The organism is Amycolatopsis vastitatis (assembly GCF_002234595.1).
Taxonomy (GTDB): Bacteria; Actinomycetota; Actinomycetes; order Mycobacteriales; family Pseudonocardiaceae; genus Amycolatopsis; species Amycolatopsis vastitatis.
The window spans coordinates 20,564-33,390 of the sequence record NZ_NMUL01000079.1; the positions used below are offsets into that span (position 1 = coordinate 20,564).

General features: G+C 70.4%; 16 protein-coding genes and 1 pseudogene. 5 read left to right on the forward strand and 12 right to left on the reverse strand.

Features of this window, described 5'->3' with window-relative positions; translation table 11 throughout:
• Window positions 1-32 precede the first annotated feature (32 nt).
• Window positions 33-452: a hypothetical protein gene (locus CF165_RS47030; protein ID WP_205661200.1), complete on the reverse strand. Its 420-nt coding sequence runs from the start codon at window positions 450-452 to the stop codon at window positions 33-35.
• 35 nt (window positions 453-487) lie between these two features.
• Window positions 488-910 carry a pilus assembly protein TadG-related protein gene (locus tag CF165_RS47035; RefSeq protein WP_093954110.1) on the reverse strand — a complete coding sequence of 141 codons (423 nt, stop codon included), beginning with the start codon at window positions 908-910 and terminating at the stop codon, window positions 488-490.
• A gap of 156 nt (window positions 911-1,066) precedes the next feature.
• Between CF165_RS47035 and CF165_RS47040 the strand changes: the two genes are divergently transcribed.
• Complete coding sequence (locus tag CF165_RS47040) at window positions 1,067-1,372, forward strand: hypothetical protein (protein ID WP_093954111.1); 306 nt, start codon at window positions 1,067-1,069, stop codon at window positions 1,370-1,372.
• Window positions 1,373-1,512: 140 nt separating this feature from the next.
• Here CF165_RS47040 and CF165_RS47045 read toward each other — a convergent pair whose 3' ends face one another.
• Together CF165_RS47045 and CF165_RS47050 are read right to left on the reverse strand one after the other, a co-directional pair.
• On the reverse strand, window positions 1,513-1,914 hold the full coding sequence (locus CF165_RS47045) for a TadE/TadG family type IV pilus assembly protein (protein WP_240522161.1): 402 nt from the start codon (window positions 1,912-1,914) through the stop codon (window positions 1,513-1,515).
• Window positions 1,915-1,973: 59 nt separating this feature from the next.
• Window positions 1,974-2,948, reverse strand: coding sequence for a hypothetical protein (locus CF165_RS47050; RefSeq protein ID WP_093954113.1), 975 nt, complete (start codon window positions 2,946-2,948; stop codon window positions 1,974-1,976).
• A gap of 241 nt (window positions 2,949-3,189) precedes the next feature.
• Here CF165_RS47050 and CF165_RS47055 point away from each other — a divergent pair, with 241 nt between their 5' ends.
• The 4 genes from CF165_RS47055 (at window position 3,190) to CF165_RS47070 (ending at window position 6,852) form a co-directional block, all read left to right on the forward strand.
• On the forward strand, window positions 3,190-4,275 hold the full coding sequence (locus CF165_RS47055) for a tyrosine-type recombinase/integrase (protein WP_093954122.1): 1,086 nt from the start codon (window positions 3,190-3,192) through the stop codon (window positions 4,273-4,275).
• 4 nt (window positions 4,276-4,279) lie between these two features.
• Window positions 4,280-4,597 (forward strand): helix-turn-helix domain-containing protein, encoded by a 318-nt coding sequence (locus CF165_RS47060; protein ID WP_093954114.1) that lies wholly within the window; start codon window positions 4,280-4,282, stop codon window positions 4,595-4,597.
• Window positions 4,598-4,827: 230 nt separating this feature from the next.
• Window positions 4,828-6,312, forward strand: a complete 1,485-nt coding sequence (locus CF165_RS47065) for a site-specific integrase (RefSeq protein ID WP_205661201.1) — start codon at window positions 4,828-4,830, stop codon at window positions 6,310-6,312.
• 21 nt (window positions 6,313-6,333) lie between these two features.
• Window positions 6,334-6,852: a P-loop nucleotide/nucleoside kinase family protein gene (locus tag CF165_RS47070; protein WP_093954116.1), complete on the forward strand. Its 519-nt coding sequence runs from the start codon at window positions 6,334-6,336 to the stop codon at window positions 6,850-6,852.
• An 86-nt stretch (window positions 6,853-6,938) separates the two neighbouring features.
• Here CF165_RS47070 and CF165_RS47075 read toward each other — a convergent pair whose 3' ends face one another.
• From CF165_RS47075 to CF165_RS51560, 8 genes and pseudogenes are all read right to left on the reverse strand, one after another.
• Window positions 6,939-7,334, reverse strand: coding sequence for a TadE/TadG family type IV pilus assembly protein (locus CF165_RS47075; RefSeq protein ID WP_439098558.1), 396 nt, complete (start codon window positions 7,332-7,334; stop codon window positions 6,939-6,941).
• A 112-nt stretch (window positions 7,335-7,446) separates the two neighbouring features.
• Window positions 7,447-7,644, reverse strand: coding sequence for a hypothetical protein (locus CF165_RS47080; protein WP_093954118.1), 198 nt, complete (start codon window positions 7,642-7,644; stop codon window positions 7,447-7,449).
• Window positions 7,645-7,704: 60 nt separating this feature from the next.
• Window positions 7,705-8,598 (reverse strand): type II secretion system F family protein, encoded by an 894-nt coding sequence (locus CF165_RS47085; RefSeq protein WP_093954119.1) that lies wholly within the window; start codon window positions 8,596-8,598, stop codon window positions 7,705-7,707.
• On the reverse strand, window positions 8,595-9,536 hold the full coding sequence (locus CF165_RS47090; protein WP_093954123.1) for a type II secretion system F family protein: 942 nt from the start codon (window positions 9,534-9,536) through the stop codon (window positions 8,595-8,597). Before CF165_RS47090 ends, CF165_RS47085 begins: the two co-directional genes overlap by 4 nt.
• On the reverse strand, window positions 9,533-10,912 hold the full coding sequence (locus CF165_RS47095) for a TadA family conjugal transfer-associated ATPase (protein WP_093954120.1): 1,380 nt from the start codon (window positions 10,910-10,912) through the stop codon (window positions 9,533-9,535). The genes CF165_RS47090 and CF165_RS47095 overlap by 4 nt, the downstream gene beginning before the upstream one ends.
• Window positions 10,909-11,808: a CpaE/TadZ family protein gene (locus CF165_RS47100; protein ID WP_205661202.1), complete on the reverse strand. Its 900-nt coding sequence runs from the start codon at window positions 11,806-11,808 to the stop codon at window positions 10,909-10,911. Before CF165_RS47100 ends, CF165_RS47095 begins: the two co-directional genes overlap by 4 nt.
• The gene (locus CF165_RS47105) at window positions 11,808-12,518 is read right to left on the reverse strand and encodes an SAF domain-containing protein (protein WP_240522163.1); all 711 of its coding nucleotides are present in this window, start codon (window positions 12,516-12,518) and stop codon (window positions 11,808-11,810) included. The genes CF165_RS47100 and CF165_RS47105 overlap by 1 nt, the downstream gene beginning before the upstream one ends.
• Window positions 12,519-12,625: 107 nt before the next feature.
• Window positions 12,626-12,827 (reverse strand): annotated as a pseudogene (locus CF165_RS51560) (hypothetical protein); the annotation flags it as partial.

The following is a 12,827-nucleotide window of genomic DNA, read 5'->3' on the forward strand; positions in this document are numbered from 1 at the left end:
CGCGATCCGCCTACGGGCAGACGGCGCCACCATCAGCTGCTCGCCGCGCCGACCGCTGTCCCGGCCGTGCCGACGGCCCCGGATACGGCCGACGGTGCAGCGGGACGCGGCTCGGCGCCCGCATCGGTGTCTGTGCGCCCGATGCCGTTCTTCTTCTCGTTCGGGCGTTTGCGTCTGCTGCCGCGAGTGGGTTTGACGGCCTGGTCGCGCCATCGGGTGAGGTCGTCGGCGGGGACATCGGTGACTTGAGCCAGTTCGGGCACGTCGATGACGTCGGCGGCCGCGGTCAGGGCCGCGCCGACCTGGCGTTCGATCTCGCCGAGCTGATCGGCCAGCTCGGCGTGCCGGCGGGCCAGCTCTCCCACGGTGGTGGCGGCCTGCGCGCGGCGAGTGCTGCGCGCAGAGTCAGTTTCCTGCAGGCGGCGGGTGATTTCTTCGTCCGTGGTGACCATGCCGATTTTCTCCTTCCGTGACGGTGCTGCCGTGCTCAGGGTTCGATGCCTGATACTCCGAGTTGCGGGTGCGCGGAGCCGGTGGCGTGGGCGCGGATTTCGCGCACGCCGATCAGCGACAGCAGCTGGGTCGGCTGTGTGGTCGTGACGGTGACGGTCACGGTGTCGCCAGCGACCGTGACGGTGCCGGTGCCGGTGGCGCCGACACTGGCGAGGTAGCCGCGAGCGAGCGCGTCGGCCTCCACCGGAAGGAGCCGGAGCCGGCCGGTGGCACGGTAGAGGCCGAGGTCGATCGCCTGGGCGCCGGCACGGGCCGCCGACTCCGCTTGGCCGGTGACCCGGACTTTCGCCGCGAGCGCGAGCCCACCGTCAAGCCCAAGCCCCGCCAGCGCGAGAATCCCGGTCAGCAGAACGACGACGAACGCCGAGACTTGGCCGTCATCGGCCCGCCACCACACTCGCCGGCGCCACCCGGTCGGACCGCACGTCCCCGACGCACCAGGCGGTCGAGCAGACCGTCCGACGTGACCGACGACGTGCCGCATCCGTCCACGCCGTGCTCGCGGGAGGACACGCTGACCGCCTGGCACGAGACCGGGCACGCCATCGTCTAGGTGCTGCAGGGCCGTTCGCTGCGGTATGTCACCCTGCGGCCCCGCGGTACCGGACGGGCCGGGTTCACCGCGGTCCGTCCGCGCCGGGTGGACTTGTCCTCGGTCGCGGTGGTCGCGCACGCCGGGCCGCTGGCCCAAGCTCGCCACGTCCTCGACACCACCGACACGGTTGAGCTGCGGCGGGAAGATCTGACGCCCGAGGACGTCACCCTCGATACCTACCTGCACGGCGGCCATGACGACCTGGCACTCATCGCGCAGGCGCGCCGCGCCTACGGGCTCGCCGCTCGCGGGGCCGACCCGTGAGCGGGCATCGCGCGGGACCTGATCGAGCAGCACTGGCCGCAGGTCGGCCACGTCGCGGCGGGACTGCTCGAGCACCGGACGCTGACCGGGCGCCAGGTCCGTGCCTACATCGAGGGCGTGGGGGCCGCGCGCTGACTCGCTCATCGGGGCTCCCGGGGATGGGCTGGCGATCGGTAGGTGTCGATGACTTCGGTCGCGGTGGCCTGCATGGTCCGGCTCGCGACGCCGAGCAGCAGGGCCTGGCCGAGATCGACGGTGCACCGCACGACGACCACGACCGTCCCGCCCGGGCTGGCCGTCGTCGTGGCGCTGGTCGACACGTCGTGGCAGACAATCCCCGCCCGCGCAAGCGCGGACGTGGCCGTATCGCGGGCGGCAGCGGTTGCCGCGGTGGTGGTGCGTTGCTGGCTGGCGGCGCGCGCGGCCTGGTGCGCGACGTCGTCGAGGCGCAGCCGGGCGTCGACACCGCGATGGACCACGACCGCGATGAACACCAGCAGCAGCACCAGAACCGGGGTGAGCAGCACGGCCTCGGCCGTCACCGAACCGCGGTCGCCGGCCCACCACCGGCTCCGCGCCGTCCTCGCCGAGGCCGCTCCGGTCACGGCAGGCCGTCGCCAGCTCGGGCGTGTCCGGGCGACGTTCTCACGAACGGTGTGCCGAGGTGGGACCGGAGGGCTCGGCGACGTCGCGACTGGGGCGGGGTGGGCTGTTCCCAGGGGAATGGTCCGGCGTCGGTGACGTCGCGGGCCGCGGTGATGTAGGCGAACACGGCTTGGGGCAGTGTCTTTGCGGCCTCGGACAGTCGCCGCAGCTGGTCGGGGCCGGGCAGGGCGGAGAGCGTGTGTTCCGCCTGGGCGGTGAGGTCGGTGTGGCGCAGTTTGGCTTCCCAGGCGCGGGTCAGCACCAGGCAGGCATGGATGTGGCCCACGACCTCCTCCAGCGCGTCGTCGATGGCGGTCACGGCGGGGCGTGCCGCAATAGCCAGGTCGCCGACCGCGGAAGCGGGGTCGGCGGCCAGTTCCGCGGCGAGGCCGCGGGCGCCGCGCGTGCGGTCCAGGCAGCACAACGCCTGCCACGCCACCCGATGTACCTCGGCGCACAGCGCCGGGTCGATCCAGTCTCGGGCCGGGCTGCGGTACAGCTCGTCCACGCCGGCGAACAGCGTCCCTGCCGCCGCACTCGCGGTGCCGAGGCCGCTGAAGTCGCGGCTACGGAGAAAGAACTCTCCCCGCACCCGGTCCAGACGACAGCGACGTGCCGGGCCGTGACGGTGGTCGGAGGCGATGCGACTGGCACGGTGCCAGCCGGCCAGCACGCTCCCGCTGACGGTCAGGATGCCAGCGCTCAGCGCGAGCACGGAGGCGGCGCCGTCGACGAGCACGCCCGCGAGCACGAGCAGCAGAATCCCGGCGAGTTCAGTGAGGAACAGCCACGGATACAAGGCGACGCGGACCAGTTCTCGGTGCCATTGCGTCTCGGAGACGTCGGGGTTGCGCAGCACCGAATCCGGGCCGTCCGGGAACACGGCGGGATGCACCGGTGACCCCGTCGTGCGCAGGTTCTGCTGTGTCATCGGGTATTCCTTTCTGCCAAGCGTCGAATGTCTGCCGCAACACGGGGTCTCAGGGCACGGCGTCCGCCTGCGTTGTCAGAACACTCACGAGTTCGTCTGGGCTCAGGAAGCCCTGGTCACGACTCCATGCAGGTAGTCGTGGGTTCATCCGCTGACCAGGAAAGATTGACGTTTGGTCAGGATTCCTGAAGAATGCTCGATCAATGTGACACATGGTCACTCCTGGTGAAGTGAGGTGTGGATGTCGCTCGCGGTGGTGCGGTCGCTGGGCAGCGGGCGACGGTTGCGGACGCCGCAGGAGTTGGAAGACTTCGAGCAGGAACTGGTCGACCAATATCTGCTCGCCGCCGTGGGCGCCGGGGTCGGCGACGAGACGATCCGGCGAGACCGGCTGGTAATCTTTGAGTTCGTCCGGTTCTTGGGGCGTCCGTTGTGGACAGCCGCGCCGGAGGACGCAGACCGATTCCTTTCGTCCCAGCGAAAGAAGCGTCAGCTCGCGCGGTCCACGATCTACAACAAGTCGCTCACGCTGTCGCAGCTGTTCGACTTCCTCGTCACCCGCTACCAGGGCGACGTCCACGCCATGACCGGCCACGTGCTCGTCCAGCCGATCGACGAGTTCAACCGGCCCACGAACCCGGACTACGGCGAGTGCCGCATCCCGCCCTCGGACGACGAAGTCGACCTGCTGTTCGCCGGCTGGCGATCGGAAGTGCCCCAGTCGCGGAAGTACCTGCCGGCGGCGCGGGACTACTTGGCGGCCTCGTTGTGGCGGCCCGTCGGGTTGCGAATCACCGAGACCACCATGCTCGACATCCGCGATTGGCGACCGGACCTCGGCGAGTTGGGCAAGCTGCATGTCCGCTACGGGAAAGGAAGCCAGGGGCGTGGCCACAAGACCCGGCTCGTTCCAGCGATCAACGGAGCGGACGCGCTGTTGACGTGGTGGTTGACCGACGTGCGCCACCAGTTCGGCAACGACTGGGCCGATCTGGACGCGCCCCTGTTGCCCAGCGAGCGCCGCGATCGCGACACCGGCCACTGTTTGCGCGCGGGCGCGAACACGCTGCGGTCGGGTTTCGCTGAGGCAGTGGCGGAACATCTGCCGACCTGGAAGGGCCGCCTGACGCCGCATGGGATGCGGCACTACTGCGCCTCCTCGCTGTATGCCCGCGGAGTAGATCTCAAGGCAGTGCAAGAACTTCTGGGTCACGAGTGGCTGTCCACCACGACCCGGTACGTGCACGTCCACGACGACCACATCGAGCATGCCTGGGCGGCAGCCAACGACCGCATCGCCGCCCGGCTGATTGACCAGGAGGGGTGAACTGATGCGCTGGAACCTGAGAATGCGGGCGGCTGAGGCCGGGATCTGGAAGTCGACCGAATTGCGGCGACTTCTGGCCGAGGCCGGACTGGAGATCAGCGCCGGCAAGATGTCCGGGTGGTGGACCACCACGCCCACCACCTTCCGATTGGACGACCTTGATGTGCTGTGCTCGGTGTTGGGGTGCCAGCCAACCGACCTGCTGATCTGCGAACCTGAGAGGGTCGCCGCCCGCAAACCGAAGAAGAGCAACGAAGCCACGACGGGCGGGCCGACAGTCACGCCACGACTCGGGCGAAATCGATCAAAACCGCCTGTATGAAAGGTGGCGCCCCGAAGTCCTGCCCACGCTGCCGCAGCAAGCCGGTAGCGTGGACCAAACCGTTGCGCGTGGACTACTGCTACGACTGCCTGCCCGGCGGGCCCTACACTCCCCCACCCTGCTCGCGTTGCGGGTCCACAAAGGATTACTACTCGGCAGGGTTGTGCGTGCTGTGTCATCCCAAGGCGCCACAGCAACCTGGCTCGTGCAAGGACTGCTACGCCTGGGGCGTGGTGCGCAAACACAAGTGGCTGTGTTGGGGCTGCCGCTCGTGGCGCACGAAGTTCGAGATCGGCACCTGCATCTGCTGCAGACGCGAGATCACCGTCAACGACGACGGTGTTTGTCGGCTGTGCTGGCGCCAGGCCGCATCGTTGCGCTGGACCAAGACCGGCCTGAGCCTCACCGACGCCAACCAGTACGGCCAGCAACTGTTCCTGGCCAACCTGCATCAGCGCGGCAAACGGGCAGCCCCGGCGACCCCGTACGCCAAGCTGCCACCACCCACTCAGACGCCGCCTCGCGTCGTCGCTCACCGCCAACTGGCGCTGCTCGACCTTCCCCGCGATCTTCCGGCTGGTTTGCGGGCAGGCTTCCCACCGCCGCCGGATCCCGAGGCCGCCGAGTTCTTGTTCAGCAGAGCACGTGAACACGCTCAGCAGCACGGCTGGAGCTACTCGACCACGAAGAAAGTCTGCCGCGGAGTCGAGATTCTCCTGAGCCTGCAGGACACCCCGGACGCGCCGATACTGACCAGCTTGATCAACCAGCTGCCCAGCATCCACCTTCCGGCCAAGTTGATCACCGAGTTCCTTGACAGCTACGCGCTGATCGAGGACGACGTCACGCCGGCTACCGAGATCTGGTTCGAGACTCGCGTCGCGGGTTTGCCGGGCACGATGGTCGACGAGCTGCGTCTGTGGTGGACTGTGCTTCGCGACGGCCATGTCACCGTGCCACGCAGTCGCCCGCGAGTTCGCGTTACCGCGCAGATCAAACTGCGTTGGGCCTCGCCAACCCTCCGCCACTGGGCCAATCACGGTGTCCAGTCGTTGCGCGAGATCAGTCGCGACGACGTGGTTGCAGTCCTGCCTGCCAGCGGCAACGATCGCTACACCATCGGCGCCGGTCTGCGCTCGATCTTCAAGGTGCTCAAGACACACAAGGTCGTCTTCAGCGATCCCACGGCCAAGTTGCGGCTCGGCGCCCCTGAAAGGCGTCAGCCGCTGCCCGCCGACCTGGCTCTGATGAAGGAAGGGCTGACCTCGCCAGACCCCAGCCGCGCGGTGATGACCGCGCTGCTGGCTTTCCACGGTCTGTCGTCCGGGCAGCTGCGCAACCTGCGGCTCACCGACATCCGCGACGGCCGCCTGCACTTCGACGACCGGACCATCCTGCTCGCCGAACCCGTCCGCGTCCGGCTGACGGCCTACCTGAACTACCGCAACCAGCGCTGGCCGCGCACCGCCAACCCGCACCTGTTCGTCCACTATCGCAGCGCGCTGGGAACCAAACCTGTCGGCACCCGGTGGCCGGGTCTGGTCTTGGGCGCTGCCGCCCGCGACATTCGCACCGACCGGATCCTGGACGAGGTGCGCGCCACTGGCGGCGACGTTCGCCGCATCTGCGACCTGTTCGGTCTCTCGGTCGGAGCCGCCGTTCGCTACACCGCCATCCTCGACCACCCCGGCCTGCACGACGTGGCGACGAAGTAGCCGATCGCGATAGCGTGACACGTGATCGCATGGCTGAACGGAACCTTCGGGGCCGGCAAAACCACGACCGCTCGCGAGCTGACACAGCTGATCCCACAGTCCCGGATCTTCGACTCCGAGCAGATTGGCTACATGCTGAGGCACGTCCTCACCGAGCCAGTCGACGACTTCCAGGACTGGCCACCGTGGCGACCACTCGTCACCCGCACAGCAGTCGAAATCCTCAACTACGTCGGCGGCACCCTCATCATCCCGCAGACAGTCCTGGTTGAACGCTACGCACGAGAGATCTTCCAAGGCTTCGACAGCGAAGGCATCTCCGTCCAGCACTTCGTGCTGCACGCGTCGGCAGACGAACTTGTCACCCGGATCGAAGGTGACCAAATCGACACGATGGCAAGAGAGTGGCGCCTCAAGCACATCGCCCGCTACCAGGAAGCGCTGCCATGGCTGCGTGATGCAGCCACCATCGTCGACACATCCGGCCTGCCGTCCCAGAAAGTCGCGCAGGACATCGCAAGCCAACTCCGGCAGCCATGAGTCCGCACTGACTGAACGGCTACGCCGCCGAGCGCGCTGGAACAACTCGTCGCCAGTTCCCGAACCGAAGCCCTCAGCTACCCTCATCAGTGACCACCACCGCTCCGGTTCCCGCTGGGGAGCGCTTCGGAATTCGTGAACTCGTAAACATTACCGACGAACCTCTCCACGGGCCCAGCGGCTTCGGCGTGCACGGGCAGGTGCATGCCGGGCAGGACGGCGGACGCCTCGCCGTGGACGCCCACCGTCACTTCGGTCGTGGTCCGGGTGACGTCGATCTGCGGGTCGCGCAGCGGGCCTCGGGCGAGATCGTCGAGCATCCGCCGCCCAGCTGCGTGTCCGGCGCTGCTGCTGCCGTCCTGCACGCGAGCCGCCGCCAATGCTTGGGATGCGGCGGCTTGGGCGACGTGGGTGGCGTGGGACCACAGCGCGAACTGGATGATCGTCAGCAACGCCAGCAGCAGCAACGGCGTCGCGATCACCAGCTCGACGGTTACCGCTCCCCGATCCCCCGACACGGCACGCCGCACATGAGCCAGCACGCCGCGAGGCAGCGGTGGCGGAGGAGGAGTTCGGGTGGGGCTGGCGAGCATGTCAGCCGAGCCCGAGGTCGATGGAGTTCGCCTTCTGGATCAATTTCGCCACGATGATCGCGACAATGGCGATCGCGGCGATGGCCATCAGGGCGGTGACGATGACCGTGGTGGTGATCTCCCCGCGCTCGGGCTGACCGCGCAGCAGGGTGATGCGTGCTCGCGTCAGCTCCCAGAGTGTCCGGAAGTAGTGCAACATGGCGGTTCCTTCTTTCCCTTGTCATGCAACGCCTTCGCGGTTCCGAGGACGGGAAGCGAGCTAGAGTCCATTGAGGATTTGAATCACCGCGGGGTAGGCGATGAATCCCAGGAATCCGAGGAACAGCAACGTGACCGGCAGGGCCATGCGTTCGGTGGCGGCTTGGGCGTCGGTTTCGGCGTCGGTGACCTGGTGGGTGCGCAGACTGTGGGCTTTCGCGGCCAGCGAGGCACGGACGCGGGCGCCTTCGGTGCCAGCCAGGGAGATCGAGGCGGCGAGTTCGGCCAGTTCGGTGATGTCGAGTTCCTCGCCGAGCCGGCGCAGGGTGTTCCACGGGGTGGTGCGGGTCAGCTGTGCGGTGCGCAGTGCGCGGCGGATCGTGTCGAATGCCGGGCCCGTGCCGATGGCCGCGGCATCGCCGAGCGCGGCCTCGACTCCGGCGCCGCCGGCGAGGGTGATTCCGACGAGGTCGAGGAACGCCGAGAGCGCGTCGCGGAACTCGCGCCGCAGCCGCGTGGCCTTCGCCCGGACGTCCAGGTCGGGGGTCAGAAACCCCAGTGCGGCAATGACGAGCCCGGCCAGCAACGGAACCTTGACGTCCAGCGACAGCCCGCTGAGGGCGAGAAGAGTGTGCAGCAGCCACGGGGCCACCAGCCCGGCCACGGCGAGCAGGGCCTTTTCGGCGACGTGAGTGTCGGTGCCTCGGCCAATAACCCGAAGATCGGCCTCGATCCGCGTACCGGACAGTCCAAGCTTTCGCAGGCCAAGCACAAATATCCGCCCCCAGGCCGTGACCCAGGCCGCCTCGGCTGCGACCACGATCGGCGCGGCCGGCGGCCGCGCGCTGAGCTCGGCGAGGCGGTCACGCAGCGCCGGACGGGGCGGCAGGACCCAGATCAGCAGCAGCCACCAGCCCACACCGGCACCGGTACCCAGCAGGAGAGCGGGGATCACGAGCGCTCAGCTCCCCCCGGCGATGGTGTGCTATCGGCACGCGCTCCGGGCGCGTTCGGGGCGTCCGCGGTCAGTACCCGGCTCTGTGCACGGCTGGTGGCGAGGCGGGCGAGCCAGGCGAATCCGGCGGCGAACAGGCCGCCGAGGAGCAGCAGGACGAACTGGCCGGCGGCGGTGTTGTAGACGTCGAGGTAGGCGCGGTTGAACACCACGACCGCGGCGGCGAAGGCGAGGGTCGTCGCGACGATGACCCGGACCGATGTGCGGGTCCGGGCCCGCCCGGTCTCAACCCGCATCCGCATCGTGGCTTGCCCGCGGGCCGCGGTGGCCAGGGAGCCGAGGAGGTCGCCGAGCTGGCGAGCCTGGCGGTCGGCGGCCAGGGCGAGGGCGGCGAGGACGAGGTCCGCGGTCGGGTCGTCCAGCTCGTCTGCCAGGGCGCGCAGCGCCGGTGCCAGGCGCTGCCCGCTTTCCAGGCGGACGGTGAGGGTAGCGATTTCGCTGCGGATCGCCGCCGGGACGAGCGCAGCGGTGGCGAGGATGGCTTGCTCGAGCCCGGCCGCCGCCGAGAGCACTTCGCGCAGCATCTCCGTCCACGAGGCGATCGCCTCGATCCGGACGACCCGGCGGGCGTGGGCGCGGTCCGGGCCGACCAGACCGGGCAGGAACCACACCGCTGCGGTAGCCAGCAGGGCGCCGACCACCCATCCGGTCACGGCCCCCGTCAGCACACCCGCGCCGAACGTCACGGTCAGGCGCAGCAGCGTGCGCCGGTCGCCTGCCCGACCGCGTACGGCCCGAACGAGCCCGGCACTGCGCGCGGGCGACAGTACCGTCGCGGTGCGGCGGCAGCCGGCGACGATCAGCAGCGCGCCGGCAGCGGCACCGATCCCGAGCGCGGCGGCGACGATCGTGGTGGTGGTGGCGGCGGCGGAGCTCATGGCGTCCACCACCCCTCCGGGCGACACAGCAGGTCGGGGTCGAATCCGGCCGCGACCAGGTCGTCGAGGGTGTCCGCGCGCAACGCCCCGGCCACCGGCACGGCGCGGCGGTCCGGGCCGCGGCGGTAGACCTCGTTGGAGATCACCGAACCGGCCTCGGCGTCGACGACCTCACGGATCGAGGCGATCACCCGCGTCGTCCGGTCTGCTGCGCGATCGAGGTGCACGACGAAGTGCACCGCCGAGGCGACGAGCAGGGCAGTGGCTTCCAGCGGCAGTCGCTCAGGGCCTTGCGCGGCGTAGGAGGCCAGCCGGGTGAAAGCGATCTTCGAGCTGCTCGCGTGCAACGTCGCCATCGAGCCGTCGTTGCCCTGGGACATCGCGTTGCACATCGGGATGACCTCAGGCCCGCGGATCTCGCCGACGATCACTCGGTCCGGGCTCATCCGCAGGCCCCAGCGGACCAGCTCGGCCTGGTCGATCGCGCCCTCGCCCTCCACATTGGCCTCGCGCGCCTGCAACGCGGTGACGTCGGCGTGCCGCGCGGGATCCAGCCCGAGGCCGAGCTCGAAGGCGTCCTCGATGGTCACGATCCGCTCCAGCGGGTCCATCTCCCCAGCGAGGGCGCGCAGCAGCGTGGTCTTTCCGGCACCGGTGCCGCCGACGATCAGCACGTTCTTCCGGGCCCGCACCATGGCGCGCAGGAAGCGTTCGAGGCCGGCGTCGAGTGTGCCGCGGCGGCGCAGCTGGGCGAGGGTGGCGGTGAGATAGCCATGCCGGCGGATCGTGCACGCCGTCACCCCACCCGCGGTCAATCCCAGCACGGCGAACAGGCGCTCGCCGCCGGGCAACTGCAGGTTCAGGGCGGGTGAGCCGCGGTCGAAGCGGCGCTCCTCCGAGGACGCCCGCGCGGCCAGGGTCCGGACCAGGTCCGTCAGTTCCTCGTTCGAGGCGGCCACCGGGGCGGCCTGGGTGCGGCGGCCGTCGGTGTGCTGGACGAAGACCCGGTCGTAGCGGTTGACCGCGATCGTCTCCACCGTCGGATCGGCCAGCAGCGGCTGCAGGCCGCCGAGGCCGAACACCTCATCCAGCACCTGCTCGACGAGCCCCTGCTCGGTGCCGGAGTCCACCAGCTCGCGGCCGGCGACCAGCTCGGCCTCGCTGTGCGCGACGACCGCGCCCTCGAGGACCTCGCGGCCGATCTCCCGCCGCCGCGCCAGCGGCAGCGAGCTCTCCCCCGCCCCTGTCTCGGTCTCGACGCGTGCGGGCAGCTCCGTCGCGAGGGCCCGCCGCAGCCGCGTGTGCAGCCGCTGCGCGGCGCCCTCACCCTCAACGGCGGCCGCAGATGGTGGCGTGGGGTGCCTGCTCGCCGTCATGTCCCCGGCTCCGATCCGGTCGAGGACGACGGACCGCTGCTGCCGGATACGTCACCAACGGGCGGCTGCCGACGCCCGCTAGACAGGTCGGCGCGGGAAGACTGGGCGATGGCCCCATCGGCCATGCGCTGCTGACCTGCAGTCGCGCCTGCCGAAGCGGGCGTGGCGGCGGAGGCGGGTGCGGCCAGGCTGCGTGCGAGCGCGGCGACGTGGCGGGCGAGTCCGCCGGTGCGGCGGCGGCGGCGCGTGTGCGGTGGTCGTTGGCCGGTCAGGGTGGCTGCGGCGGCCGGATCGTGGGGTAGGCGCCCGATGGTCGGCACGCCGAGTTCGCGTTCGACCTCGGCGGTCGGGTAGCCATCGCCGGTGAGCAACAGGCCGGGCCGTGGCGTCCAGCGGGCCAGCTCGGTCAACCGGGCCGCGGTGTGCGCGAGATCCTCGCCGTGGGTGCCGCTGAGCAGTAAGAGGGCGTCGGCCCGGCGGGCGATCGGTTCGGCGGGTGTGCCGGGATCGGCCCGGCCGCAGTCGGCCAGCACGATCACCCCGGGTTCGCCGGCGGCGGCCGGCAGCAGTTGAGGTTGGGCCATGGCGAGGGTGTGCAGGGCGGTGCGGGCGTGCCCGCTGCCGGGCGGCGCGGCCAGCACCCGCGCGCCGCCGGGCAGTTGGTGGGTGTGCTCCCACACCACTTCCGGGCGGTGGTGCCGGCGCGCGGCGGCGGCGAGGCTCGCCAGTCCGGGCGTGGCCGGCAGGTGGAACCGCGCCGCCAGGTCGCCGCCGGCCGGGTCGATCTCGGCGATCAGCCTCCGAGTGTGAGCGCTGTCGGGCCAGTGCGCGGCAAGAGCGACGGCCAGGGTGGTCACGCCCGGCGAGCCGTGGACCGAGCACAACGCGATCAGCATCAGCGGCCACCGCCCGCGGGCCGCATCACCAGGGCGAGCTGCCCGGCCGGAACCTGGGCCAGCGCCACGGCATCCGCGGTGGTGGCCTCGAGCGAGACCACGGTGGTCTCGTCCGTGGCCGCGGGTGCGACCCCGACCGTCGTGGCAGGCCAGCTCGTTCCCGCCGCCGGGGAAGACACGGTGGTCGTGGGCTGTGTCGCAGTGGCAGTCACGATCACGGTCAGCGGGGTTCCGGCCGTGAGTTCAGGCGGGAACTGTCCAGGCTTGACACCGACCGCGACGATCGCCCGGCCGACGGCGGGCAACTTCGCGGTGCCGACCGCGTCAGGAGTCAGCAGCGCGCCCGGCCCGAGGCTGGTCGCCATCGGCCGCCCGAGAACGCTGGCCGCCTCATCGGCCGGGACGAATGCGGTGCCCGGCGATGCGGAGACGTCGACGGTGCTCAGGTCCGCGCTGGTCAGCACGTGCCCGACCGTGACGGGCCTGGCCACCGCCAGGGTCGGCGTCCGAGCCTGGGCGCTGGTGGTCCACCAGACCGCTCCGCCGGCGCACAGCACGACCAGCAACACCCCGGCAACCAAGTGCGGCACCTTCCGCCCGGCACGCCGGGACGTCGGCGCGGCGAGCGCGCCGGTGCGGTCCAGCCACAAGCCCGGCGTCGGCACGCCGCCCGGCTTCTGGCCGCGTGCGGGAGTGTCGGTGCTGGTCACGAGAGCCCTCCAGGCATATCTCGCGCGTACCGCGGATTCTGTGGTGGTGCGCGAAAACCGCTGTCAGAAAACGAATGTGGGGGTTGGTGCGGGTAGGCGAACGGGATCTATCCGGTGCCGAGCGCTTGCGCCTCGGCGACCCGCAGCGCGGCGGAGGCGGTGGTGGTCAGGTCCGGGAAGGTGCCGGCGGCTCCGCCGCCGGCCCAGGTGACTCGCCAAGACACCGTGGCGGTGACCGGGAACCGTTCACCGGGCACGCCGGCCGAGGATCTCTGGTAGGTGTGCCCGCAATCCGGCGACGCGGCCTGC